Here is a 24362-nt window from a genome sequence, read left to right as displayed (position 1 = left end):
AAAATACGGGCCAAGCGGTCCCATTGCTGCTAATTGGGCAGCGTTGAGAACACTTGCGGGAACAGGTTGGGATGGCTGACACGGGGGGTCTGAATGACCGCGAAAGCATGGCATTCGACGTCGTCATCGTCGGCGCCGGCCCGGCCGGCCTCGCCGCCGCCATCCGCCTCAAACAGAACAATCCTGATCTAGCCGTCGTCGTGCTCGAAAAAGGCGCCGAGGTCGGCGCGCACATCATCTCGGGCGCCGTCGTCGACCCCATCGGCATAGATGCCCTGCTGCCCGGCTGGCGCGAAGAACCCGGCCACCCCTTCCGCACGCCGGTCACCCAGGATCGCTTCCTCTTCCTCGGCAAGACCAGCGCCACCGCCATCCCCGCCTGGCTGATGCGCCTCATGCCACCGCTGATGCATAACCACGGCAATTTCATCGTCTCGCTAGGCGAAGTCTGCCGCTGGCTGGCCGACAAGGCCATGGCGCTGGGCGTCGAAATCTATCCCGGCTTCGCCGCCGCCGAATTGCTCTATGACAAGGGCACCGTCATCGGCGTCGCCACCGGCGATATGGGCCTTGAACCCGATGGCACGCCCGGTCCTAATTTCGCCCGCGGCATGGCCCTGCTCGGTAAATATGTGCTGCTGGCCGAAGGCGCCCGCGGCTCATTGAGCAAGCTGGCGATCGCCCGTTTCGGGCTCGATCAGGGCCATGAGCCCCCCAAATTCGGCCTCGGCCTCAAGGAAATCTGGGAAGTCGCGCCGGAAAGCCACCAGAAGGGCCTCGTCCAGCACAGCTTCGGCTGGCCCCTCGATAACAGCACCGGCGGCGGCAGCTTCCTCTATCACCTGGAGGACAACAAGGTCGCCGTGGGCCTCGTCGTCCACCTCAATTACGCCAATCCCTATCTGTCGCCCTACGAAGAATTCCAGCGTTTCAAAACCCATCCGGCTATCGCCAAAACCTTCGCCGGCGCCACCCGCGTCAGCTATGGCGCCCGCGCCATCACCGAAGGCGGCTACCAATCGGTGCCCAAGCTGACCTTCCCCGGCGGAGCGCTGCTCGGCTGCGCCGCCGGCTTCACCAATCTGCCCCGCATCAAGGGCAGCCATAATGCCGTGCTCTCGGGCATCGAGGCCGCCGACGCAGCCCTCGCCGCGCTGGCCGCCGGCCGCTCCGGCGACGAACTGACCGAGTACGAAGCCAACTGGCGCAACGGCCCCATCGGCCGCGACCTCAATCCCGTCCGCAATGTCAAGCCGCTCTGGTCCCGCTTCGGCACAATCGCCGGCATTGCGCTAGCCGGTATCGACATGTGGCTGACCACCCTCTGCAAAGGCTGGTCCCCCTTCGGCACGCTCGGCCATGGCAAGCCCGATTCCGCCACGCTCGACTCCGCCAGCGCCCACCAGCCCATCGCCTATCCCAAGCCCGATGGCGTGCTGACCTTCGATCGCCTGGCCTCGGTGTTCATTTCCAACACCAATCACAGCGAAGACCAGCCCAGCCATTTGCTGGTCGCCGATCCCGCGCTGCAAAAATCATCTGAACACGATATCTATGCCGGCCCCTCGGCCCGCTATTGCCCCGCCGGCGTCTATGAATGGATCGAGGAGCCCACCGGCTCCCGCTTCCAGATCAACGCCGCCAATTGCGTCCACTGCAAAACCTGCGACATCAAGGATCCCAACCAGAATATTACGTGGGTGCCCCCGCAGGGCGGTGAGGGTCCAATGTACGGGAATATGTAGGGCAGGGGGGTTCCGCCCCAGTAGACCTCATGGTGAGCTTGTCGAACCACGAGGTCGTGGCACCGTCGACTCCCACCCACAATGTCATTCCGGCGGAGGCCGGAATCCATGCTGTGGACCATCCCCAAATACGATGTCGTAGATGGCCTTCAGAATGGATTCTGGCCTCCGCCGGAATGACACCGAGCGTGTCCACAAAACCGTGGCTCCCAACACCCCTCCCTGCCCTCCCCATCAAGGGGAGGGTGAACCCTGTGGATGTGGCAACATGCTGCCAAAAACTCGATGTCACCCCTCCCCCTTGTGGGGAGGGCTAGGGAGATGGTCTGAGGCCGCCAAACACTCGATGTCGAGTTTACTTCATCGTCGGCATCTGGAACTCCGCCCCATCCTTGATCCCCGACGGCCAACGGCTCGTCACGGTCTTGGTGCGGGTCCAGAACTTGATCGAATCCGTGCCATGCTGGTTCAAATCGCCAAACGCGCTCGCCTTCCAGCCACCAAAGCTGTGATAGGCCAGCGGCACCGGCACCGGCACATTGATCCCCACCATGCCCACATTGACGCGGCTGGCAAAGTCGCGCGCCGCATCGCCATTTTGCGTGAAGATCGCCGTGCCATTGCCATAGGGATTGTCCATGGTCAGCTTGAGCGCGTCCTCATAGGTCTTGCAGCGCACCACAGACAGCACCGGCCCGAAAATCTCTTCCTTGTAGATATCCATCTCGGCCGTGACATTGTCGAACAGCGTCGGCCCAACGAAATAGCCGTCTTCATACCCCTGAAGGCTAAAACCACGGCCATCCACGGCCAGCGTCGCGCCCTGCTCCACGCCCTTTTCCACCAGGCCCAGAATCCGCTCCTTGGCCGCCTTGGTGATCACCGGGCCCATTTCGCTGGCCTTGTCCGTCGCCGGCCCAACCTTGAGCTTTTCGATGCGCGGCTTGAGAGCCGCAACGATCCGGTCTGCCGTTGCTTCGCCCACCGGCACCGCCACCGACACGGCCATGCAGCGTTCGCCCGCCGAGCCGAAACCGGCCCCCATCAGCGCATCGGCCGCCTTTTCAATATCGGCGTCGGGCATGATGATCATGTGGTTCTTGGCGCCGCCAAAGGCCTGCACGCGCTTCCCGTTCGCCGCCGCCATGCCATAGACATAGCGGGCAATCGGGGTCGAGCCGACGAAGGACACGGCCGCAATTTCATCATGCGCCAAAATCCCATCGACCACCGACTTGCCGCCATGCACGACATTGAGGATGCCCTTGGGCAGGCCCGCTTCCAGCGCCAGCTGCGCCAGCCGCACCGGCACTGATGGGTCCCGCTCAGATGGCTTGAGAATAAACGCATTGCCCGCCGCAATGGCCGGCGCCAGCATCCAGAGCGGGATCATCGCCGGGAAATTAAACGGGGTAATGCCCGCCCCGATCCCCACCGGCTGGCGCATCGAATACATGTCGATCCCCGGCCCGGCCCCCTCGGTGAACTCACCCTTGAGCAGATGCGGCGCTCCGGCCACAAATTCCGCCACTTCCAGCCCGCGCAGGATGTCGCCCTTGGCGTCGTCCACCGTCTTGCCATGCTCGGTGCTGAGCAGGGTGGCGAGCTCGTCCATGTCGCGATTGATCAGCGCCACGAAATTGAAAAACACTCGCGCCCGCCGCTGCGGATTGGTCGCCGCCCACTTGGGCTGCGCCGCTGCCGCCGACGCTACCGCTGCATTGAGATCAGCCGCATTGGCCAGCGCCACCTGCGCCTGCACATCACCCGTCGCCGGATTGAACACATCCTGAAATTGCTTGCTCTCGCCCGCTGTTTCCACGCCGTCGATGAAATGGCCGATAATGCGCATAAGGCTCTCCCTTGTTGTGAGAGCAGTCTTCGCGCTATATTTTTTGCAACTCAAGACGATAGATTTCGCAACTGATGTGCAAGATTTAGATAACAACGAAGGCCAAAAATCCATGAACTGGGACGACGTCCGCATCTTCCTCGCCGTCGCCCGCCATGGCCAAATTCTCGGCGCCGCCCGCAGCCTTGGCCTCAACCATGCCACGGTCGCCCGCCGCCTTACTGCACTCGAAGCCGCCCTCGGCAGCACGCTCTTCACTCGGAAAACCAATGGCTCCGATCTGTCCGGCGCCGGCGAACGCTTCCTCAGTCATGCAGAAGCCATGGAAAGCGCAATGCTCGCCGCCAGCCAAACCGCCGGCGCCGATAGTGCTATCGAGGGTATTGTTCGTGTTGGCGCCCCCGACGGTTTCGGCGTCGCTTTCCTCGCCCCGCGCATCGGCCAGCTTACCGAGCGGCACCAGGGCCTGCGCGTCGAACTGGTCCCGGTCCCCCGTGCCTTCTCCCTCTCCCGCCGCGAGGCCGACATTGCCGTCACCCTTGAGCGCCCCCGCGAAGGGCGGCTCGTCGCGCGCAAACTCACCGATTATCGCCTGGGCCTCTATGCCGCCAAATCCTACCTGAGCCGCCACGGCACGCCGCTGGCTCTGGCTGATCTCTCCGCCCACCACCTCGTCGGCTATGTCGATGATCTACTGTTCTCAGCCTCGCTCGACTATACCAGCGCCTTCCTGCCCGATTGGCGCTCGACCTTGTCCGTCTCCACTGCCATGGGCCAGACCGAAGCGGTCCGCGCCGGCGCGGGCATCGGCATCCTGCACGGCTTCATGGCTCAGGCCGATACAAACCTCGTTCCGGTCTTGCCCGAGCACAGCCTCACCCGCGCCTATTGGACAGTGGTGCACGAAGACCTGCGGTCATTGCGAAGAGTCGGTATCGTGGCGGAGTTTCTGGCAGAGATCGTTGCGAAGGATCGGGGGATTTTCGCTTGAGGTCCTAAACCTCTTCCAACTCAATCAGCGTCCCATCAAAATCCTTGGGATGCAAAAACACCACCGGCCTGCCATGGGCGCCGATCCGGGGTTCGCCCAGCACGCGAGCGCCACCGGCCGCCAGTTGCGCCACTGCCGCGCCCAGATCGGGCACCTCGAAGCACATATGGTGCATGCCCCCGTCGGGGTTCCTTTCCAGAAACCCGGCAATCGGCGAGCCCTCCCCCAGCGGCTCCAGCAATTCCACTTTGGTGTTGCTCGTATCGATGAACACCACACTCACACCATGCTCGGGCAATGCCTGCACCGCCCCTACCTGCGCACCGAGCATATCGCGATATTTCGCCGCCGCCGCCGCCAAGTCCGGCACGGCAATGGCGATATGGTTGAGCCGCCCGATCACCGGTTGCTCAGCCTTCCCTCGATCTGGCTCAACACCGAAAACGCGGCTGCCAGCACGTTGGTCCCCGGTCCGAAAATCTCCGCCACCCCGGCATCGAACAGGAAATCATAATCCTGCTCGGGAATGACCCCGCCCACGATCACCGTTACCTCACCCAATTCGCGATACCGCAACGCCGACATCAACTCCGGCACCAGCGTCTTGTGCCCCGCCGCCAGCGATGAGACACCCACCGCATCCACCTGCAGCTCATCGGCATGCGCCGCTACCTCCGGCGCCGTCTCGAACAGCTCGCCCATATGCACGACAAAGCCCAGATCGGCGAAGGCCGAGGCGATCACCTTGGCGCCGCGATCATGCCCATCCTGCCCCATCTTGGCGATAAAGATCGAGGGCGCCCGCCCCCGCGCCGACTTGAACGCATCAATACGCCCGACAATGGCCGAAAATTCGGGATCATTGCCGTAGCTCGCGCCATAGACCCCCGAAATCACCCGCGTCACCGCCGCGTGCCGGCCGAACACATCCTCCATCGCCTGACTGATCTCGCCCAAGCTCGCCCGCGCCCGCGCCGCCTCTATCGCCGCTTCCAGCAGATTGCCCTCATCCTTGGCGGCAAATTCGCGCAAGCCCGACAGCATTTGCTGGCATTTGATCTCGTCCCGGCTCGCCCGCACCCGCTCCAGCTGCGCGATCTGCTCGGCCCGCACCTTGGCATTATCGATCTCGCGCACTTCGATGGCGTCCTCGGTGTCCAGCCGATAGCGATTGACTCCGACAATTACATCCTCGCCCCGATCCACCCGCGCCTGCCGCAGGGCCGCCGCTGTCTCGATGGCCAGTTTGGGCCCACCGGCCTGCACCGCCTGCGTCATCCCGCCGGCCATTTCGGCTTCCCCGATCAAAAGCTTGGCCCCATTCACCAATTCCGCCGTCAGCGCCTCGATGTAATAAGACCCGCCCAGCGGATCGACCACGTCAGTCACCCGGCTTTCATGCTGCAGGATCAGCTGGGTATTACGCGCCAGCCGGCTCGAAAATTCGGTCGGCAGTGCGATGGCTTCGTCAAAGCTGTTGGTGTGCAGACTCTGCGTGCCCCCCAATACCGCCGCCAGCGCCTCGATGGTGGTGCGGATCACATTATTATGCGGGTCCTGCTCGGTCAGCGACACGCCCGAGGTCTGGCAATGGGTGCGCAACATCTTGCTGCGCGGGTCCTTCGCCCCCAGCCCGGTCATGATCTCGCTCCACAGCTGCCGCGCCGCCCGCAGCTTGGCCACCTCCAAAAAGAAGTTCATGCCAATGCCGAAAAAGAAGCTCAGCCGCCCGGCAAAAGCATCGATATCCAGCCCCCGCGCCTGCGCCGCCCGCACATATTCCATGCCATCGGCCAGCGTATAGGCCAGCTCCTGCACGGCGGTCGCCCCCGCCTCATGCATGTGATAGCCCGAGATCGAAATCGAATTGAATTTGGGCATGCTGCGCGCCGTATGCGCGATGATATCGCCCACAATCCGCATCGAGGGCTCTGGCGGATAGATATAGGTATTGCGAACCATGAACTCCTTGAGAATGTCGTTCTGGATCGTCCCCTCAAGCTTGGCCTGGCTCACCCCCTGCTCTTCCGCCGCCACGATGAACATGGCCAACACCGGGATCACTGCCCCATTCATGGTCATGGACACACTCATCTGATCGAGCGGAATCCCGTCAAACAGCTGCTTCATGTCCTCCACTGTGTCGATCGCCACTCCGGCCTTGCCGACATCGCCCATCACCCGCGGATGGTCACTGTCATAGCCCCGATGCGTCGCCAGATCGAAAGCGACAGACAGCCCCTTCTGCCCCTTCTCCAGCGCCTGCCGGTAAAACGCATTGCTCTCCCGCGCGGTGGAGAAACCGGCATATTGCCTTATGGTCCATGGGCGGTTGGCATACATCGTCGCCCGAACGCCGCGCGTGAACGGCTCGACACCGGGGATTTCCGAACCCTCGCCGAAATAGACGGGTTTTACCGGGATGCCGCCATAATCGCGATCGAGCGAGGAGAGCGGGACGTCGCGGAGTTCCTTTTGCGCGAGTGCTGCCCAACGGGCGAAATTAGCGGGCACCACTACACTCCCTCAAACTCGATCATCACCTGATCCACCGCCAGCACCGCCCCCGGCACCACATGCACCTTGCTCACCCGCGCCCGCTTCTGCGCCTTGAGCACATTTTCCATCTTCATCGCCTCGACGATGGCCAGCGTCTGCCCGTCCTCTACGACATCGCCTACCACTACGTCGATCCGCACCACCTGCCCCGGCATCGGGCACAGCAAAAACTTGCTCATATCCGGCGGCACTTTGACCGGCATCAGCGACAACAGCCGCGCCACATGCGGCCGCACCACCATCACCTTCAGATCCGCCCCGCAATACCGGATCCGGAACCCCGACGTGGTCCGATTGACCTTGACGACACTGGCCGCCCCGCCCGCCCATTCGATCCGCGCGATGGTACGCCCCGGCGCCCAGTCGAACCGCTCGGCCATCGCCGCCTGATCGAACAGGTTGAGCTCCCAGCTTCCCTCGGGGTCCAGCCGATGCAGCTTGAGCGGTACCTGCTCGCCCGCGATCACCACTACCCACTCGCCATAAACCTCGGTGGAATGGCCCAGCGGCGTGCGGGTAACCTGCCCTTTGCGTTCCTCCAACACCAATTGCATCATCGCCGCCACCGCGGCGACTTCAAACACCCGCCCGCGCGGCAGCACCGCACCGGTAAAGCCCTCGGGAAATTCTTCGGCAATGTAGCCCGTGGTCAGCCGCCCCTCGCGGAACCGCTCCTGGTCCATCACCGTCGACAGGAAGGGCAGGTTGTTGCCCACTCCCTCGACTTCAAAACTGTCCAGCGCCGTCGCCATGGCGTCGATCGCTTCAATCCGGCTGGGCGCCCAGGTGCACAGCTTGGCGATCATCGGATCGTAAAAGGTCGAAATCTCCCCGCCCTCGAACACCCCGGTATCGTTGCGCACCACCAGAGCCGCATCGCTACTTTCCACCGGCGGCCGATACCGCGTCAGCCGCCCGGTCGATGGCAGAAAATTCCGATAGGGGTCCTCCGCATAAAGCCGGCTCTCAATGGCCCAGCCATTCAGCTTCACCTCATCCTGGCTCAGCGGCAGCGCCTCGCCATTGGCCACGCGCAGCATCAGCTCCACCAGATCAAGCCCGGTGATCAGCTCGGTCACCGGATGCTCCACCTGCAGCCGCGTATTCATTTCGAGAAAATAGAAATTGCGCTGGTTATCGACGATGAATTCCACCGTCCCCGCGCTTTGGTAGCCGACGGCCTTGGCCAGGGCCACCGCCTGCTCGCCCATCGCCCGCCGCGTCTGTGCATCCAGAAACGGGCTCGGCGCCTCCTCGATTACCTTCTGGTTGCGCCGCTGGATCGAGCATTCCCGCTCATTGAGATAGAGCACGTTGCCAAAACTATCCCCGATCAGCTGGATTTCGATATGGCGCGGATCGGTGACGAATTTCTCGATAAAAATCCGGTCATCCCCGAACGAGCTCGCCGCCTCCGACTTGCTCCGCTCAAATCCCTCCCGCGCCTCCGCATCGTTCCAGGCAATCCGCATGCCCTTGCCACCGCCTCCGGCCGAGGCCTTGATCATCACCGGATAGCCAATCTGCTGGGCAATCGACACCGCTTCGGCCGCATCAGCGATCAGCCCCATATGCCCCGGCACGGTCGAAACCCCAGCCTCCGCCGCGATCTTCTTGGAGGTGATCTTGTCCCCCATCGCCTCGATTGCCTTCACCGGCGGCCCGACAAAGATGATCCCCGCCGCCGCCAGCGCCCCGGCAAATTTCGGGTTTTCGCTCAAAAACCCATAACCCGGATGCACCGCCTCCGCGCCCGTCTCTCGGCAAGCCGCAATTATCCTCTCAATCTGCAGGTAGCTATCCTTGGCCGGCGAAGCCCCAATATGCACCGCTTCGTCGGCCATGCGCACATGCAGCGCCTCCCGATCCGCATCGGAATAGATCGCGACGGTGGCGATACCCATGCGCTTGGCGGTCTTGATCACCCGGCAGGCAATTTCACCGCGATTGGCGATGAGGAGTTTGGTGATCATCACAGCGGAATATTCCCATGCTTCTTCGTCGGCCCCTCGCTGCGCTTGTGCTTTAGCGTCGAGAGCGCCCGGATCACCCGCCGCCGCGTGCCATGCGGCATGATCACGTCGTCGATGAAGCCGCGCTCGGCTGCGACGAAGGGATTGGCGAAGCGGGCTTCGTAATCTGCTGTGCGCTTGGCGATCTTGTCCTTGTCGCCCAGCTCGGAGCGATAGAGGATCTCCGTCGCCCCCTTGGCCCCCATGACAGCGATCTCAGCCGACGGCCAGGCATAGTTCACATCCGCCTTGATGTGCTTGCTCGCCATCACGTCATAGGCCCCGCCATAGGCTTTGCGGGTGATCACCGTCACCAGCGGCACGCTGGCCTCCGAATAGGCGAAGAGCAGCTTGGCGCCATGCTTGATGATCCCGCCATATTCCTGCGCCACGCCCGGCAAAAATCCGGGCACGTCGACAAAGGTCAGGATGGGAATGTCAAAGCTGTCGCAGAACCGGATAAACCGCGCCGCTTTCTTACTGGCGTTGATATCCAGGCACCCCGCGAGCACCAGCGGCTGATTGGCCACCACGCCCACCGTCTCGCCATCGAGCCGGATAAAGCCAACCAGAATGTTGCCGGCATGCTCCTTCTGCAATTCCAGAAAGTCGCCCTCATCGGCAACCTTCTCGATCACTTCGCGCATGTCATAGGGCTTGTTGGCGCTATCAGGGATGATCGTATCAAGGCTCATATCGCCCCGATCAATGGGATCATCGGTCATGACGCGCGGCGGCTTCTGCCCATAGGCCAGCGGCAGGAATCCAAACAGCCGCCGCACTTCGAGCAGCGTTTCGATATCATTGTCGAACGCGGCATCCGCCACCGAGGAAATCTTGGTATGCGTCGAAGCCCCGCCCAATTCCTCCTGCGTCACGCTCTCATTGGTCACCGTCTTGACCACGTCCGGCCCGGTGACGAACATGTAGCTGGTGTCCTTGACCATATAGATGAAGTCGGTCATCGCCGGCGAATAGACCGCCCCGCCCGCACATGGCCCCATGATCACCGAAATCTGCGGCACCGCGCCCGAAGCCTGCGCATTGCGCCAGAACACATCGGCATAGCCACCCAGCGAGGCCACGCCCTCCTGAATGCGCGCCCCGCCAGAATCATTGAGCCCGATCACCGGCGCCCCATTCTGCATCGCCAGGTCCATGATCTTGCAGATCTTTTTGGCATGGGTCTCGCTCAGCGAGCCACCGAACACGGTAAAATCCTGGCTGAACACATAGACCAGCCGCCCTTCGATCGTGCCCCAGCCGGTCACCACCCCGTCGCCCGGAATGATCGTTTCGGCCATGCCGAAATCCACCGCGCGATGGGTGACGAACATGTCGTATTCTTCAAAACTGCCCGCATCGAGCAGCACATCGAGCCGCTCGCGCGCCGTCAGCTTGCCCTTGCCATGCTGCGCATCGATCCGCCTCTGTCCCCCGCCGAGCCGCGCCTGTGCGCGTTTATCCTCGAGTTCGGCGATAATCTTCTGCATCGGCGGTTCCCCCGTCTTTGGCGAGCAGACTAGCCCGACAAACCAGCCTGTCGAAAGCGAAAACTCGGCGCTGGCCCCCGTTTCCCCGCTCTGCAATAGTGCGGTCCAAAAGCGCGGGAACAATCCGGCGGAGGGGACACGCCTTGGCGTCCAGCTACGATTTCATCATTGCCGGCGGCGGCTCGGCCGCTTCGGTCGCGGCCATGCGCCTCGTCCGTGATTTCGGCTGCTCCGTGCTCATCATCGAGCGCGGCCCCGCCAAGACCGCCCGCCTCATGGATTTCCCCGCCGGCTATATGAAATATCTGGCGCGCGAGGACTTCCTCGAAATGCACCACACCGTCCCCCAGCCCCAATTGGGTGGCCGCGGCCCCATCGTGCCCGTCGCCAAGGCCCTCGGCGGCGGCAGCGCGGTCAATGCCATGGTCTATATGCGCGGCCAGCGCGAGGATTATGACGGCTGGGCGGCGGGTCTGGGCAATAGTGGCGCCTGGTCCTATACCGACCTGCTGCCCCATTTCAAAAACATCGAAGCCAATACCCGCTTCAACAATGTCTATCACGGCATTGCCGGCAATCTGCGCGTCTCCGAGCCCGGCCAGATTTGCGACACAACCGAAGATTTCCTGCTCGCCGCCCAGGGCCTGGGCCATGCCTATAATCCCGATTTCAACGGCGTCCGGCAGAACGGCGTTGGCATCATGCAGCACACCTATGGCCTCTGGAATCGCCACAAGGCCCGCTCCGACGCCAAAAAAGCCTTCCTCGATCCACTGCGCAAAGATGGCCGCCTGACCATCATCACCGGCGCCCGCGTCGACCGCATCATCATCGACAACAACCGCGCCATCGGCCTTGCCTATTCCAAGGACGGCACGACCCACAATGTCCACGCCGACCGCGAAGTGCTGATCGGCGCCGGCACTTACAACACCGCCAAGCTGCTCATGCTCTCGGGGCTAGGCCCCGCCGATCACCTGCGCGAACATGGCATTGCCGTCGCTGCCGACCTGCCCGGCGTTGGCGCCAATCTGCAGGACCATCACGAAGTCCCCATCATCGCCACCACCAAAGCCAAGTCCGGCTATTTCGGCCAGGACAAGGGCTGGCCCATGATCCGCAATGGGCTGCAATATCTGCTATTCAATTCGGGCCCCGTCACCACCACCGGCATCGAAGCGTGCCTGTTCTACGATCCCGATGGCGGAGACCGCCCCACGATCCAGCTCTATTGCGCTCCTATCGTCTATCTGGACCGTGACGTCTCCTCCGCCAAGCCGACCTATGGCGTCACCTTCACCTCCTGCCTGCTCCGCCCCAAGGCGCGCGGCAGCGTCAAGTTGCGCTCGGCCAATCCCGGGGATCAGCCGCTGGTCGATTGCAATTTCTTCGGCCACACCGACGATCTGCGCCTGACGCTAGCCTCCCTCGCCGTCGCCCGCCAATTGCTCGCCACCGAGCCCTTCAAGTCCAAGATTGCCGAAGAAATCCTGCCGGGGCCGTCTGTCACCGCCGAGGAAGACCTAGCGCGCTTCGCCGGCCAAACGGTCAAAACTAATTACCACCCCGTCGGCACCGCCCGCATGGGCCCCGACAGTGACCCCATGGCCGTCGTCGACGAGCACCTGCGCCTGCGCGGCGTAGATGGTCTGCGCGTTATCGACTGCTCGATCATGCCTGCCATCGTTTCGGGGAATACCAATGCCCCGGCAATGGCGATCGGCTCGAAAGCCGCAGAGATGATTGGGACGGGGCGGTAACCCCCTCATCCGCCCTTCGGGCACCTTCTCCCACGAGGGGAGAAGGTTGGCTCGGCGTGCGAACTAAAACCGCGTGTTAAAAACCCGCAAATCCGCATACAGCGCCTGATAGTGGCCGAAGCGGTCGGCGTGGTACCCCGCCGTCGCGCCATTCGGCTCGAATACCCGGTCATACCGCACCAGTTGCCGCACTGCCTCCACGAGCGTCCCGCCAATCCCGCTCGCCTGCCCCGCCAAAATCGCCGCCCCCAAAGCCGCCGATTCCGGCGCCACACACCGCCGCAAGGGCTTGCCCAACACATCCGCCCTGATCTGGCACCAGCCATCGGATAGCGATCCGCCGCCCCCAATATTGATCACCGCCGGGTCCACCGCGGCTGATTTATACAGTGCCTCGAACGCCCAGCGCCCGGCATAAGCCACACCCTCCATCACCGCCCGCGCCATTTCCGCCGCCCCTGAGCCCGGATCGAGCCGCGCAAATACCCCGCGCGAGGCGCTGTCCCACAGCGGCGCCCGCTCCCCCTGCAAATGCGGCAAAAACAGCGGCATCGACCGTCCCGGCACAGCGCTCGCGCCCAAGGCCGCCGCCTCGGCCGGCGTTCGCCCCAGCACGCCGGCGATCCACCCCAGCGCCGCCCCGCCCGATTGGGTGGGCGCGGCATGCATCACCACCCCCTCATAGGGCGGAAACAGGATCACCCCCGGCGTGGGCACAATCGTGCTCGACACAATCCCCGGCACATCGCTCGTGCCGCTCTGATACATGGCGTCCCCATTGGCCACCACGCCCACCCCAAACATGCCGCCCCAGGCATCCATCGCCCCGACAACGACCGGCACGCCCGCACAAGGCAGCCCCGCCCGCACCACACCGGCCACCGTGGTAAAGCTCGCCAGCGGCGGCAACAGCTCGCCCGCCCGCGGCACCAGCGCCAGCAGTTCGGCGACATAATCGCCGCCGGCATCCACCAATCCCACCGCCGCGATCGGGTCGCTGACCACCGCCCCGGTGAGCTGCAAAATACAAAAATCCTTGGGCGCCAGCACATGCCGCGTACGGGCATAAATGTCCGGATGCATTCGCCGCAAATGCGCCATCCGCGACAGCGCATGGCTCGCATCAATCGGCATCGGCGTGCCAAACCAGCCGATTTTCTGGTCCGCATTCACCTGCCCATCCAGGGCCGCGGCATCGGGCGCCGAGCGCCCATCCTGCCAGATAATCGCCGGCAGCAGGGGCGTGCCCGCCTCATCCACAAACACATGGCTATTGACCTGGCTGCAAATGCCGATCGCTTTGAGCCCGCTCAGATCATGCCCCTGCGAAAAAGCATCCAGCGCCCCCAGCACGCCGGCCATCCAATCGCGCGGGTCCTGCTCGGCATGGCCTTCCTGCGGCCGGCTGGTCGCATGCGGATGCGCAAACGCCGCCAATCGCTCCCCCGCCTCGTCGATCAGCACCGCCTTGGTGGCCGTCGTGCCCACATCCAAGCCGATCAGCGTGATTTTCGCCACGTCACGTCCCCAAATTACCTAGCCGCCCTCAAGCCTCTCCCATATGGTGCCTGCCGGCGAAAGGGAACCATCGCGGCGACGTACCCGATGGCATTCGCATCCAGGGGAACACTCATATGACTTTCAAGACCATTCATTTCACCCGCAGCCTGCTGGCTGGCGCGAGCCTGCTCGCTGCCACTCTGGGCGCGAGCGGCGCCATGGCCCAGTCCAAGATCGCCATCATCACGCCCTATCTGGCCCAGCCCGGCACCCAATTCTATGTCGAGTCCTTCCAGGCCGCCGCCAAGGACAAGGATTGGGATGTCAATGTCATCGACACCGCCGGCGACGTCGCCGCCGTGATCAGCCGCATCGAAGACATGGTCACCCAGAATGTCGATGCCATCGTCATCAATGTCGATCCCAGCCAGGTCGCCGCGGGCCTGCAGGCCGCTGCCGATGCCGGCATTCCGGTCATCGGCATGGATGCCGGCAGCGATCCGCTGCTGGCCACCAATGTCACCTCCAATGGCTATGCCATGGCCGCCGAAACGGCAACTTATGTGGCCGACCGTATTGGCGGGGAAGGCAATGTGGTGATGTTCATCTTCGAAGCCTTCCCGCCCGTCCAGGTGCGCGGCGTAGTGGCCGATGCCGTCTTCGGCAATTTCCCCGATATCAAGGTGCTCGACCGCGTCACCCCTGACGTCTCCGACGGCGGCATTGCCGACAGCCGTGCCAAGATGGAAGCCATCCTCGCCGCCAATCCCGAGCCGGGCAGCATCAAAGCCGTCTGGGCCGCCTGGGACCAGCCCGCGCTGGGCGCCCTGCAAGCCATCGAAGCCGCCGGCCGTGACGGCGAAGGCATCGTCATTACCGGCATCGACGCCAATCCGCAGGCCCGCGAAGCCATTGCCGCCGGTGGCAATTTCGAAGCCAGCGTTGCCCAGGACTTCGCCGGCATCGGCGCGGCCACGGCTGATGCTGTTACGCGGGTTCTTGCCGGTGAAGAGCTCAAGCAGCGCGTCACTTACGTGCCCACCAAGCTCATCACTGCGGTGAACGCGGCCGAGTAGTCCGCCAATCGGGCGCCTCTCCCTTGCGGAGAGGCGGCTTCCTAGCGAAGCTGTATCAGCGGCAGCAGCATATTGGCCAGGTTGGGCAACCAGCCGGCCACGATTGCGATGATCACCAGGGCCAGCCCAAAGGGCTCGAGCCGCAGCAGGCGCCGCTCCTCGCCCGGCCAGATGACCTGCCAGAGCACCCCGCCGATCAATCCGGGGATGGGCAGCAGATTGAGCGCCACCGAGGCCATGGCCAATATCTGCAATTGCCCCGCCACATAGAGCACTGCATAGCCGCCGGTTCGAGGAAGAAGCAAGGCCAGCGGCCGCAGCAGGTCGATCAATGGCACCAGTGCCACGACCACAGCTAGCGCCAAGACGGCGACCAGCAGCAGCCCCCAGCGTCCCAGCCGGTTCTGCGCCGGGTCGAACCGCACCACCCGCACCCAGCTCATGGCGAACAGCGCTGCTATCACGGTGCCCCATACCGAGATATGGGTAAAGGGATTGGCGGTCAGACGACCCTCATATTGCGGTCGTTTGTCACCCAGCAGGCGCGCGAAACCGGCCAGGGCGAAGCCCTGGATCGCCGCATAGAGGAGCACTGCCGCAATGCGCGACACGATCTCCCCCATGCTCAACTCTCGGAGTAAATTCACGGCGCGACTCTCCGGCGCGTTGGCCTATACGCACTTACTGCGTCAAAGCCATCGCAGGCAACAATCACCGTGGAACAGGAATGCGGATGAGGCGCGGCGCGGATGGGACAAGAGCTCGGCTGCCATTGCGTTGACCGGACTGGGAAACCGGAAAAACCAGCCCGTTCCCTATACCACCATGTCCGGTTGACGCGCGCCGGCCTCTATGGATCAACCCATAAGATGGGGGCCCGTTCCCATTATTTGGGCTCAGTCCGCAGCGGCGCGCACCAGCGGGTAGGTTTCGGCGCTGTAGAGATCAAGAATTTGCGCGCCATCGAAGCGCTGCTCATCAACCTCAAGAAACGAGCCCCGCAGCAAGGCCTGCGGCATCTCCTCGACAGCGTATTGCACTGCCTCTGCGGCGGTCGCGAAGCGGCGGTAGCGCGCCTTGGGAGATTCATTGCGGCCCTTGCTTGGATAGAGTTCGGCAGCGGCGGAATAGTCAAAACCGGACATGGTTCATTCCTTCTGGATTAGGTTCAGCAGATGCCATGGCACCGCAAGCAACAGCCCCAGCCGCGATGAAGCGGCCGGGGCAAACCGTTCGCAAATCTGGATATGGCCGGGCGATCGACGATGCCGGCATGGGCAAGCAGCCCGCGTATAGCTTGAATATGGCCCTTCAACGCCCGGATTTCAAGGCGCCGCGGCACTTCCGGCCTCATCCGCGACGCCCGCCGCGATAGAGGATGACCGCGAAGAACGGCACCCCGACCAAGGCCGTAACCACCCCAATCGGCAGAACCTGTTGCGGCAGGATGATACGGGAGACGATATCGGCCAAGACCATGAAGCTGGCCCCGATCACCGCGCAAGCCGGCAGCAGCCGTATATGGCCTGGCCCGACCAGGAAGCGGGCGGCGTGTGGGATCACGAGACCCACAAAACCGATAGAGCCGACCATGGACACCATAGTGGCTGTCATCAGTGCCGTCACGGCGAACAATACCAGCCGCACCCAGCGCACCGGCACGCCAAGGGAAGCCGCGGCATCTTCGCCGAAGGCAAAGGCATCGAGCGAGCGTGCATAGCGCAGGCAGATGCCAAGCCCGCCAACAACCACGATGGCCACCAGCGAGACATCGGACCAGCGCACGCCGGCAAAGCTGCCCAATAACCAGAACATCACGCTGCGGGCCTGTTCGGCATTGGCCGATGTGGCCACGATATAGGCCGTCAGCGCATTGAACAGCTGCGACGCTGCCACCCCGGCCAGAATGGTGCGCTCGGTGCCGCCACGTGCGCCGGAGGCGAGCATGACCACGAACAGGAAGGCGGCGAGCGCTCCGGCAAAGGCACCCGCCGACAGCGTCACCGCCCCGGCACCCAGCCCCAGCAGCATGACGCAAACCGCCCCGGTCGAGGCGCCGGCCGAAATCCCCAGCACATAGGGTTCGGCCAGCGGATTGCGCAGCAGCGATTGTAATATGGCACCACAAAGCGCCAGGCCCGCGCCGCAACAGGCGGCGGCGAGCGAGCGGCTCAGCCGATAGTCCCAGATCACGCTTTCCTGGATGCGGCTGAGCTCGTGCCGCGTCCAGCCCAGGCGATTGGTCACCGCCTGCACGGTCGTTTCAAGGCTGATGGGCATTTCACCAATGCCCACCCCCAATGCAATCGCCACGGGCAGCAGAAGGCCGGTGGCGATGACGATAAGAACACCCGGCCGGAAGGCCGGGCGCAGACCTGCAATTGTGCTCAATCGAGGAGACCGAAGCCTTCCAGCGCCGTGGCAAGCTTTTCGAGCCCGCCAATGGTGCGCAGTGTCGGGTTCATTGCCTGCGCGTCCATTTCGACGATATGGCCGGCTTGCACCGCCGACAATGCGCTGGCGACCGGGTCCGTGTGCAAGAATTCGCGCTTGACCGCTGGATCGTCCGCCGCCTGCGTGCGCCGATCCATCGTGCCGATGACGATCGCGGCCGGGTCGGCGGTGGCGATTGCTTCCCAGCTGACCAGCGGCCATTCGGCTTCGGTCTCGATGACATTGCGGGCGCCCAACACGTCGGTGATGTAGCCTGGAGCGCCGTTCTTGCCCGCCACCCAGGCATCGCCGGCAATCTCCGCGCTCGAAAACCAGAATAGGATCGAAATATCATCGGAGCGGCCGGCCAGCCGATCCCGCACCGCCTGCTCGCGTGCCCGGAAATCGGCGACCAGCGTTTCGCCACGCGCGGAAACATCAAAGATCGCGGCCAGTTCTTCGATCTCGCGATACAACAATTCTGGCGTCCACAAATTGGCCCGCGAGCCATCGGCGGAAATATTATCGGTCGTGTCGCAATCGGTGGGCGAGACATAGCTGGGCACGCCCAGATCGGCGAATTGCTCGCGGGTGCCGACGCGGCCCTCCGGCCCCAGGGCCGACAGGAATTGCGCCGCAACGAAATCGGGATTGGTCCCGACGACGCTTTCAAAGCTGGGCTGATTATCGGCCAGGCGCGGCACGCCGGCATTGGCCTTAGCCAATTCCTCCAGCACGGGGGAAACCCACACTGCTGTGCCGACCATGCGGTCGGCCAATCCCAGCAGCAACATGATTTCGGAACTGTTCTGGCCGATGCCGACCGCGCGTTGCGGCGCGGCCGCAATGGTGATGGTGGCGCCGCAATTTTCAAGAATGAGCGGGTAGCGTGTGGCCGCTGTTGCAGGCATGCAGGCCACGCCGGCAAGCAAGGTGCCGGTGACGATAGCAGGAAGACGCATCATAACCTCTCGTGATGCAGTTCGGGACAACCGAACGGCAGGCCGATAGGCATAGATGCGAGGGTGTGAGCGGTCCTGTTACGGACGAGAACGCGCACGACAAGCCAGCCAAGCTGGCTCGAACCCCGCCGAAACACCTCGTCCGGCATGCTGGTCGGTGTCGCGGCAGGTCTCCTGGCTCGCGGCTCGGATGCTTGCTGTTCCCTTCCCGGCCAAAAGGCCAGTGGTAATGAACAGCAAACTCGCCGCTTACAGTTGCGAGGGCAGCCTCGGTTTTGGCCCCTGATGGGTAATCCGCACCGTGTTCCCTTTTGATCCGCGCTCAATTGGCGGAACCGTGACATGGCTCTCATATACGCCGGCTAATGTGGCCGCAAGTCCTGCCGGTGGCCGATGCTGACCGTTCAGCTCATTTGCCTTCGACCATGTCGTCGCTCACTACGCGACCGGTGTGGCGCGGGGTAATAAGCCCGGTCAAATCAAAGCCCTGGCGGCGGGCTTCGGCCAGATATTCGTCGAGCGTTTCGCGGGCGACGAATGGCCGCCGGGCCAGCACCCACAGATATTTTCTGCTGGGTGAGCCGACCAGGGAAACGGCGTAATCGGGATCGATCTTGAGCACCCAATAATCACCCCTGCCAAAGGGCAGCCACCGGACAACCGGGGGCAGAAAGCTCACCTTCAGACGGGCATTGGTGTCATCCACTGCAAAGGCTTCGCCCAATGCGCGGGCCGGTTTGCCATCTTCGTCAAAGCAGCGGTTATCGACGCCGACATTGCCTTTGTCGTTCAGTGTGTAATTGGCAGTGATATCAGTGGCCGTCTCGTCTTCCCATTTGAGCGGCAGGCGGCAAATCTCATACCATCGGCCCAGATAGCGCTTCAGGTCCAGGCGGGGTATGGCGGTCACGTCGGTCATATTCAGGTCTCCGGAGCGGGAGCCAACGCCATGCCGATTGCAAAGGTTCCTGTGCGGCGGTGCCAGTTGACGGGTCGGGCCGGCCCACTCTATGGCAAAGCTGCTCTGCCTCAGCCCAAGGGCCTGCCGTGACACGCATCAACTGCATTCCCCCAGCTGAATTGACCGGGCCACATCTGGTCGCCGAATATCGGGAATTGCCCCGGATATTTGCGCTGGTCCGCGCGGCAATCGATCGCGGCGAGCAGCCCGATGACCCGCGCAATCCCGTCGAATATCGGTTGGGCGCCGGTCATGTGCGGTTCTTTTACAGCCGCCTAGGCTACCTTGCCAAAAGACAGGCCGCGCTCGTGGCTGAAATGCAGGCCCGCGGCTACCGGCCAAGCTTCACCGACACCGATCGCCTGCTGGAAGGCTTCCCCGCCGCGTGGTGCCAGGACTGGCAGCCGACTGCGGCAGCCATCGCGGCCAACCGGGTCCGGATCGCGGATCGCTTGCAGCGGGAAATCTAGCACGAGCCATGCGCCGGAAGCGCCCCTCACCTGCCTGCGGCGCAGCTTGGAAGCCGTCCGGCGGCCTGCTAGCCTCGACTTAATAAAACGTGCCCATGCCGTCCTCCCCACTGTAAAGCGTTCGAGGAACATGATGCCCATCCTAAGTAATGGTAGTGAACTGACTATCTTGGAGGGAGGCGAGCCGCACGTCGCTTACTCCTTCACTTTGACCGATACTGAAGGCAATGTTTCCGACCCTATCGGAGCCTTGCCGGATTATTTCTTCGGCTGGGTAACGGTCGAGTCGGTCGATGTCTTCGACGGCTTCTTTGCCATCACCGGCTTCACCCATGATGGCAAATACGGAATCTTCTCCAATCTCGACACCTATATCTTTGACAATGAGGGCAATTTCCTTCGCACCGTTCACGCCGAAGGGGCGAGCCAATCGCTGGAAGTTGTCTCCGTCATGGCCGACACTCCCGACGATTTCGTGGTGACCTACAAGGGCGCCACCATGTATTTCGGTGGCGAGAATACCCAATACGGCTACCACCAGATCAGGGTTCAAGACGGTGTGCAGCTGCCTGACAGCTTCGTCAACACCGCGCCGGTCGTCTCCGATCTGAACCTGGTTCTGGCGCCCGGCCAATCTCTCAACGACATCGAATTCGTAGCCAGTGATGTCGACTATGACTTGCTGAGCTTCACCGTCGTCGATGGCCCCGATCACGGCACGATCGAGCTCGATCGACGCTATGACGGCAATCACTATCCCTTCCCGGAAAGCGAATTCCTGGGCAGCGTCCACTATCACTCGGCTTTTCTTGACGGCAACCTGTTCGACTATTTCCCGGCATCCGGGTTTGTCGGCACCGACACGTTCACGATCATGGCGACCGACGGCCAGGGCAACAGCAATCTGGCGACGGTCACAATCACCATTGGAGGATCCATGGCTGGTCCCGAATATATCGCCCTGGGCGATGGCGTCGACATCCTGCGCTATTTCAACAGCGACCATCCGGTCCTTGTCGCCTCCAAGGGCGGCAATGACGATCTGTTTGGCAGCCGCTTTGACGATTCCCTCAATGGCGGCGCGGGCGACGATCTGCTGCACGGCGAACGCGGCCGGGACAAGCTCACCGGCGGAACGGGCGTCGACCGCATGCAGGGCGGCGCCGACAACGACACCTTCATCTTCAATCCGGGTGATTTCGCTGACCCGGCGGACCACAATGGCCGGCTCGACCACATCATCGATTTCCATGGCGCGGGTCATTCCGGCCCGGGCGAGCAGGATTTCATCAGCCTCTTCGGCTTCGGCGATGATGCGACGCTGACCTTCGACCACTATGCGAGCGACGATCAGACGCTGCAGATCTACCGGGTGAACGATCCCGACAATCCGGATGGCGGCGGGCTGATCATGGTGCAGATGGCGGACGGCACGGCCCAGATCGGGCAAGGCGACTATCACTTCTTCTAGGCGTCGCCGGAGAAGCTGATGCAACCATCGCTAGTGCAACAACCAGCCGGACCCGGCGGCCCGGCTCTGTCGCTGAGCGGGCCCATAATGGCGCTGGGCGCCATCAGCTTTGTGTCCAACCTGCTGATGCTGACCGGGCCGCTCTTCATGCTGCAGGTCTATGACCGGGTATTGGCCAGCCGCTCGGTGCCCACGCTATTGGTGCTGACAGGATTGGTCTGCGGGCTCTTTGCCTTTTACGGCTTTCTCGATGCGCTGCGCAGCCGCATGGCGACCCGCTTTGCCAATGTGCTCGATGCCCGGTTTTCCGGGCGGCTGTTTGCAGCGGCCGTTCACTTCCGGCTCATCGCCGACGCTCCCAAAACCGCCGATCCGCTGCGCGACGGCGACCTGCTGCGCCAGTTCCTCGCCAGCTCGGCGCCGCTAGCGTTGCTGGATCTGCCCTGGGTGCCCGTCTATCTCGCGGTCGTCTTCCTGTTCCATTATTGGCTGGGCTGGCTGGCGGTCGCGGGGTGCCTCGTCATCACGGCGCTCATGATCATCAACGAAGCCATGGCGCGACAGCCGACCCAGCAGGCCAGTGCCGCTCAATTGCTGCGGCAGCGGCAGGCCGAGAACATCCGCGTCAATGCCGAAACCGTCATCGCCATGGGCATGCTCGACGATCTGCGCGCCCGCTGGGCGGCCCAGACCGGTCGGATGATCGCCGCGCTGCGCACGGGCAGCGATCAAGCCGCTTTCTTTTCTGCCGCGACCAAGGGCTTGCGCTTTCTGCTGCAGTCCCTGGTGCTCGCCCTGGGCGCCTATCTCGTCATCCGTGGCGAAATGACAGCCGGGCTGATGATCGCCGCCTCGGTCGTCACGGCCCGGGCGCTGGCGCCGGTCGAGCAGATCGTCGGGCAATGGCGCAGCTTTGTCGGTGCCCGCCAGGCCTGGGCGCGGATTCGGAAAGTTCTTGCGGTCAGGCAGGCCGCTCCGCGCGACGTAAGATTGCCACTGCCGACGCAGGCGCTGAGTGTGAAGGGACTGGCTTCGGCGCCGCAGGGGCAGCGCATGCCGGTCATTTCCGGCATGCAATTCGATATCGCTGCCGGCGATGGACTGGCGATCCTGGGTCCCTCGGGTTCCGGCAAGTCATCGCTGGCGCGGGCTTTGGTGGGCGTTTGGCCCAGCCTCGCCGGCGATATCCGCTTTGATGGCGCCCTGCTGGCGCATTACACGACCGACCAGATCGGCTCGATGATCGGCTATCTGCCGCAACGGGTCGAGCTCTTCGATGGCACCGTCGCCGACAATATTGCCCGTTTCCGCGTCAATGCATCCAGCGAAGCGATCATTGCCGCGGCCAAGACCGCCGGCGTGCACGACCTGATCAGCGCCCTGCCCGATGGCTATAATAGTCAGGTCGGGGAACAAGGCGACTTGCTGTCGGCAGGACAGCGCCAGCGCATCGGACTGGCCCGCGCACTCTATGGCAATCCCTTCCTCATCATCCTCGACGAGCCCAATTCCAATCTCGACGCCGAGGGCGACGCGGCGCTGACTGACGCCATTCACAAGGCACGCGAGCGCGGCTCGATCGTCATCGTCATCGCCCACCGACCCAGCGCCATCGCTGCCGTCGACAAGGTACTTTACATGCGCGCCGGGCGGCAAATGGCCTATGGGCCGAAGGCCGAAATCCTGCAGCAAATCACCCAGCCCGGCACCAATGTCCGCCCCATCAAGGCGCCTGGCGCATGACCATCGAAGCCGTCCCCACCGCCAGCGATCTCACCAGTCTCAAGCGCCATGGCTGGGTCGGGCTGTTTGCCGTGCTGGGTCTGTTCGGTGGGCTGGTCGCCTGGTCTGCAATGACCGAGATTTCCGGCGCTATCATCGCGCCCGGCATGCTGGTGGTCCAGGACAGCGCCAAGCGCGTGCAGCATCCCGAGGGCGGTATCGTTACCCAATTGCTGGTGCGCGACGAAGATCGCGTGGTGCAGGGCCAGGTATTGGCGACGCTGGATCAAACCGCAATTGCTGCGGCCCTCGCAATCTCGGAAGCCCAGTTGCGCGAGGCTTATGCCAAGGAGGCCCGGCTGATCGCCGAGATCGAAGGCCGCAATACGGTGACCCTATCCGGCGCGGTGCTCGACCTGTTCGATATGACACAATTGCAATCGCTGGTGGCACTCGAACAGCAAGTGCTGGTGGCGCGGCAAGCGACCAAAGCGGGACGCATTGCCCAATTGCGCGAACAGATCATCCAGCTCGAACGCCAACGGGAAGGGCTCGATCTGCAGAAGCAGGCCATTGAGCGCCGGGTCGCAGTGATCGAGCAGGAAATCGTCGATTTCGACGATCTCTATGACAAGCGCCTGATCGCGGCCAGCCGCGGCACCAGTCTCGACAAGGAGCTGGCCAATGCCCAGGGCGAGTTGGGGCGTGTCGTGGCATCCCTCGCCGAATCGCACGCGGTGGCCGCCGAGCGGGCCCTGCAGATCGAACAGATCGAGGACGAATATCTGACCAGCGCCTTGGCCGAACTGCAGGAGGCGCGGCGGGTGATCGCCGAGGCCGGCCAGCGCCGCATAGCCGACCGCGACCGGCTGACCCGCACCGAAATCCGCGCCCCACAAACCGGCGTGGTGCACGAATCCATCCTCCACACGGTGGGCGGAGTGGCGGCCGCTGGCGAAACGCTCATGCTCGTCGTGCCCTCGGATGAGCCGCTGATGGTCAATGTCCGGATCGAGCCGGTGGATATCGACAAGGTCGCCGTCGGGCAGCAGGCCGTGCTCCGCTTTTCCGGGTTGAATCCGCGCACCACGCCGGAATTGTTCGCCAATGTGGCACGGGTGGCGCCCGATGCCACCCAGGACCCCGCGACGGGCCAGCAATATTATGCGGCCAGGATCGCCATTCCCGACGAGGAGCTGGCGCGTTTGCCTAAGGGCGTCGTGCTGATTCCCGGCATGCCGGTGGAATCCTTTGTCCAGACTGGCGAGCGGACCGTGCTGTCCTACATTCTCCATCCCGTCGAAGAACAGCTGAACCGCGCCCTCAAGGAGGATTAGGGGCAATCGGTGCGCGTG

19 protein-coding genes and 1 riboswitch are annotated in these 24362 nt (G+C 63.2%); of the genes, 8 read left to right on the top strand and 11 right to left on the bottom strand.

Going from position 1 to position 24362, the window contains the following annotated elements:
- Positions 1-71 precede the first annotated feature (71 nt).
- Positions 72-1745: an electron transfer flavoprotein-ubiquinone oxidoreductase gene (locus ACI3KW_RS16015; RefSeq protein ID WP_404848889.1), complete on the top strand. Its 1674-nt coding sequence runs from the start codon at positions 72-74 to the stop codon at positions 1743-1745.
- Between the two features lie 355 nt (positions 1746-2100).
- Here the strand turns inward: ACI3KW_RS16015 and ACI3KW_RS16010 are convergent, their stop codons facing one another.
- Entirely contained in the window at positions 2101-3597 is a 1497-nt protein-coding gene (locus ACI3KW_RS16010) for a CoA-acylating methylmalonate-semialdehyde dehydrogenase (protein WP_404848888.1), read from the bottom strand.
- 112 nt (positions 3598-3709) lie between these two features.
- Here ACI3KW_RS16010 and ACI3KW_RS16005 point away from each other — a divergent pair, with 112 nt between their 5' ends.
- Positions 3710-4588 (top strand): LysR family transcriptional regulator, encoded by an 879-nt coding sequence (locus ACI3KW_RS16005; RefSeq protein ID WP_404848887.1) that lies wholly within the window; start codon positions 3710-3712, stop codon positions 4586-4588.
- Between the two features lie 4 nt (positions 4589-4592).
- Here ACI3KW_RS16005 and mce read toward each other — a convergent pair whose 3' ends face one another.
- Genes mce through ACI3KW_RS15985 form a run of 4 tightly spaced genes read right to left on the bottom strand, consistent with a single transcriptional unit; the run spans position 4593 to position 10652 of the window.
- Positions 4593-4991, bottom strand: coding sequence for a methylmalonyl-CoA epimerase (gene mce, locus ACI3KW_RS16000; RefSeq protein ID WP_404848886.1), 399 nt, complete (start codon positions 4989-4991; stop codon positions 4593-4595).
- Positions 4988-7105, bottom strand: coding sequence for a methylmalonyl-CoA mutase (gene scpA, locus ACI3KW_RS15995; protein WP_404848885.1), 2118 nt, complete (start codon positions 7103-7105; stop codon positions 4988-4990). Before scpA ends, mce begins: the two co-directional genes overlap by 4 nt.
- On the bottom strand, positions 7105-9120 hold the full coding sequence (locus tag ACI3KW_RS15990; RefSeq protein WP_404848884.1) for an acetyl-CoA carboxylase biotin carboxylase subunit: 2016 nt from the start codon (positions 9118-9120) through the stop codon (positions 7105-7107). Before ACI3KW_RS15990 ends, scpA begins: the two co-directional genes overlap by 1 nt.
- Positions 9120-10652 (bottom strand): acyl-CoA carboxylase subunit beta, encoded by a 1533-nt coding sequence (locus ACI3KW_RS15985; protein ID WP_404848883.1) that lies wholly within the window; start codon positions 10650-10652, stop codon positions 9120-9122. The genes ACI3KW_RS15990 and ACI3KW_RS15985 overlap by 1 nt, the downstream gene beginning before the upstream one ends.
- A 143-nt stretch (positions 10653-10795) precedes the next feature.
- Between ACI3KW_RS15985 and ACI3KW_RS15980 the strand changes: the two genes are divergently transcribed.
- Complete coding sequence (locus tag ACI3KW_RS15980) at positions 10796-12412, top strand: GMC family oxidoreductase (protein WP_404848882.1); 1617 nt, start codon at positions 10796-10798, stop codon at positions 12410-12412.
- A gap of 63 nt (positions 12413-12475) precedes the next feature.
- Here the strand turns inward: ACI3KW_RS15980 and ACI3KW_RS15975 are convergent, their stop codons facing one another.
- Positions 12476-13930: an FGGY-family carbohydrate kinase gene (locus ACI3KW_RS15975; RefSeq protein WP_404848881.1), complete on the bottom strand. Its 1455-nt coding sequence runs from the start codon at positions 13928-13930 to the stop codon at positions 12476-12478.
- A 116-nt stretch (positions 13931-14046) separates the two neighbouring features.
- Here ACI3KW_RS15975 and ACI3KW_RS15970 point away from each other — a divergent pair, with 116 nt between their 5' ends.
- A complete protein-coding gene (locus tag ACI3KW_RS15970) occupies positions 14047-14988 on the top strand; it encodes a substrate-binding domain-containing protein (protein WP_404848880.1) in 942 nt (313 codons plus the stop codon).
- 41 nt (positions 14989-15029) lie between these two features.
- Here the strand turns inward: ACI3KW_RS15970 and ACI3KW_RS15965 are convergent, their stop codons facing one another.
- The 5 genes from ACI3KW_RS15965 to ACI3KW_RS15945 all read right to left on the bottom strand — a co-directional run bounded on the left by ACI3KW_RS15965 (position 15030) and on the right by ACI3KW_RS15945 (position 19302).
- The gene (locus ACI3KW_RS15965) at positions 15030-15635 is read right to left on the bottom strand and encodes a hypothetical protein (protein WP_404848879.1); all 606 of its coding nucleotides are present in this window, start codon (positions 15633-15635) and stop codon (positions 15030-15032) included.
- Between the two features lie 249 nt (positions 15636-15884).
- Positions 15885-16133 carry a hypothetical protein gene (locus ACI3KW_RS15960; protein ID WP_113120175.1) on the bottom strand — a complete coding sequence of 83 codons (249 nt, stop codon included), beginning with the start codon at positions 16131-16133 and terminating at the stop codon, positions 15885-15887.
- A 205-nt stretch (positions 16134-16338) separates the two neighbouring features.
- The gene (locus ACI3KW_RS15955; RefSeq protein WP_404848913.1) at positions 16339-17331 is read right to left on the bottom strand and encodes a FecCD family ABC transporter permease; all 993 of its coding nucleotides are present in this window, start codon (positions 17329-17331) and stop codon (positions 16339-16341) included.
- Between the two features lie 44 nt (positions 17332-17375).
- Positions 17376-18386 carry an ABC transporter substrate-binding protein gene (locus tag ACI3KW_RS15950; protein ID WP_404848878.1) on the bottom strand — a complete coding sequence of 337 codons (1011 nt, stop codon included), beginning with the start codon at positions 18384-18386 and terminating at the stop codon, positions 17376-17378.
- Positions 18387-18529: 143 nt separating this feature from the next.
- Positions 18530-18738, bottom strand: a riboswitch (cobalamin riboswitch).
- A 54-nt stretch (positions 18739-18792) separates the two neighbouring features.
- Entirely contained in the window at positions 18793-19302 is a 510-nt protein-coding gene (locus ACI3KW_RS15945) for a lipocalin family protein (RefSeq protein ID WP_404848877.1), read from the bottom strand.
- Between the two features lie 128 nt (positions 19303-19430).
- Between ACI3KW_RS15945 and ACI3KW_RS15940 the strand changes: the two genes are divergently transcribed.
- From ACI3KW_RS15940 to ACI3KW_RS15925, 4 genes are all read left to right on the top strand, one after another.
- Positions 19431-19814 carry a pyrimidine dimer DNA glycosylase/endonuclease V gene (locus ACI3KW_RS15940; RefSeq protein ID WP_404848876.1) on the top strand — a complete coding sequence of 128 codons (384 nt, stop codon included), beginning with the start codon at positions 19431-19433 and terminating at the stop codon, positions 19812-19814.
- A gap of 208 nt (positions 19815-20022) precedes the next feature.
- Entirely contained in the window at positions 20023-21285 is a 1263-nt protein-coding gene (locus ACI3KW_RS15935) for an Ig-like domain-containing protein (protein WP_404848875.1), read from the top strand.
- An 18-nt stretch (positions 21286-21303) separates the two neighbouring features.
- Positions 21304-23028 carry a type I secretion system permease/ATPase gene (locus ACI3KW_RS15930; RefSeq protein WP_404848874.1) on the top strand — a complete coding sequence of 575 codons (1725 nt, stop codon included), beginning with the start codon at positions 21304-21306 and terminating at the stop codon, positions 23026-23028.
- Positions 23025-24344: an HlyD family type I secretion periplasmic adaptor subunit gene (locus tag ACI3KW_RS15925; RefSeq protein ID WP_404848873.1), complete on the top strand. Its 1320-nt coding sequence runs from the start codon at positions 23025-23027 to the stop codon at positions 24342-24344. Before ACI3KW_RS15930 ends, ACI3KW_RS15925 begins: the two co-directional genes overlap by 4 nt.
- Positions 24345-24362 lie beyond the last annotated feature (18 nt).

The organism is Devosia sp. ZW T5_3 (assembly GCF_044987315.1).
Taxonomy (GTDB): Bacteria; Pseudomonadota; Alphaproteobacteria; order Rhizobiales; family Devosiaceae; genus Devosia.
The sequence above is the reverse complement of the archived record's forward strand: the minus strand, read 5'-3'. Positions and strand labels throughout refer to the sequence as shown.

What these genes read in the sequence shown, in the direction of transcription:
- ACI3KW_RS16010 (WP_404848888.1), bottom strand. Translation starts at nt 3,597, where the DNA reads ATGCGCATTATCGGCCATTTCATCGACGGCGTGGAAACAGCGGGCGAG.
- ACI3KW_RS15945 (WP_404848877.1), bottom strand. Translation starts at nt 19,302, where the DNA reads ATGACCGACGTGACCGCCATACCCCGCCTGGACCTGAAGCGCTATCTG.
- ACI3KW_RS15985 (WP_404848883.1), bottom strand. Translation starts at nt 10,652, where the DNA reads ATGCAGAAGATTATCGCCGAACTCGAGGATAAACGCGCACAGGCGCGG.
- ACI3KW_RS15960 (WP_113120175.1), bottom strand. Translation starts at nt 16,133, where the DNA reads ATGTCCGGTTTTGACTATTCCGCCGCTGCCGAACTCTATCCAAGCAAG.
- ACI3KW_RS15950 (WP_404848878.1), bottom strand. Translation starts at nt 18,386, where the DNA reads ATGATGCGTCTTCCTGCTATCGTCACCGGCACCTTGCTTGCCGGCGTG.
- ACI3KW_RS15930 (WP_404848874.1), top strand. Translation starts at nt 21,304, where the DNA reads ATGCAACCATCGCTAGTGCAACAACCAGCCGGACCCGGCGGCCCGGCT.
- ACI3KW_RS15970 (WP_404848880.1), top strand. Translation starts at nt 14,047, where the DNA reads ATGACTTTCAAGACCATTCATTTCACCCGCAGCCTGCTGGCTGGCGCG.
- ACI3KW_RS16015 (WP_404848889.1), top strand. Translation starts at nt 72, where the DNA reads ATGGCTGACACGGGGGGTCTGAATGACCGCGAAAGCATGGCATTCGAC.
- ACI3KW_RS16005 (WP_404848887.1), top strand. Translation starts at nt 3,710, where the DNA reads ATGAACTGGGACGACGTCCGCATCTTCCTCGCCGTCGCCCGCCATGGC.
- ACI3KW_RS15925 (WP_404848873.1), top strand. Translation starts at nt 23,025, where the DNA reads ATGACCATCGAAGCCGTCCCCACCGCCAGCGATCTCACCAGTCTCAAG.
- ACI3KW_RS15990 (WP_404848884.1), bottom strand. Translation starts at nt 9,120, where the DNA reads ATGATCACCAAACTCCTCATCGCCAATCGCGGTGAAATTGCCTGCCGG.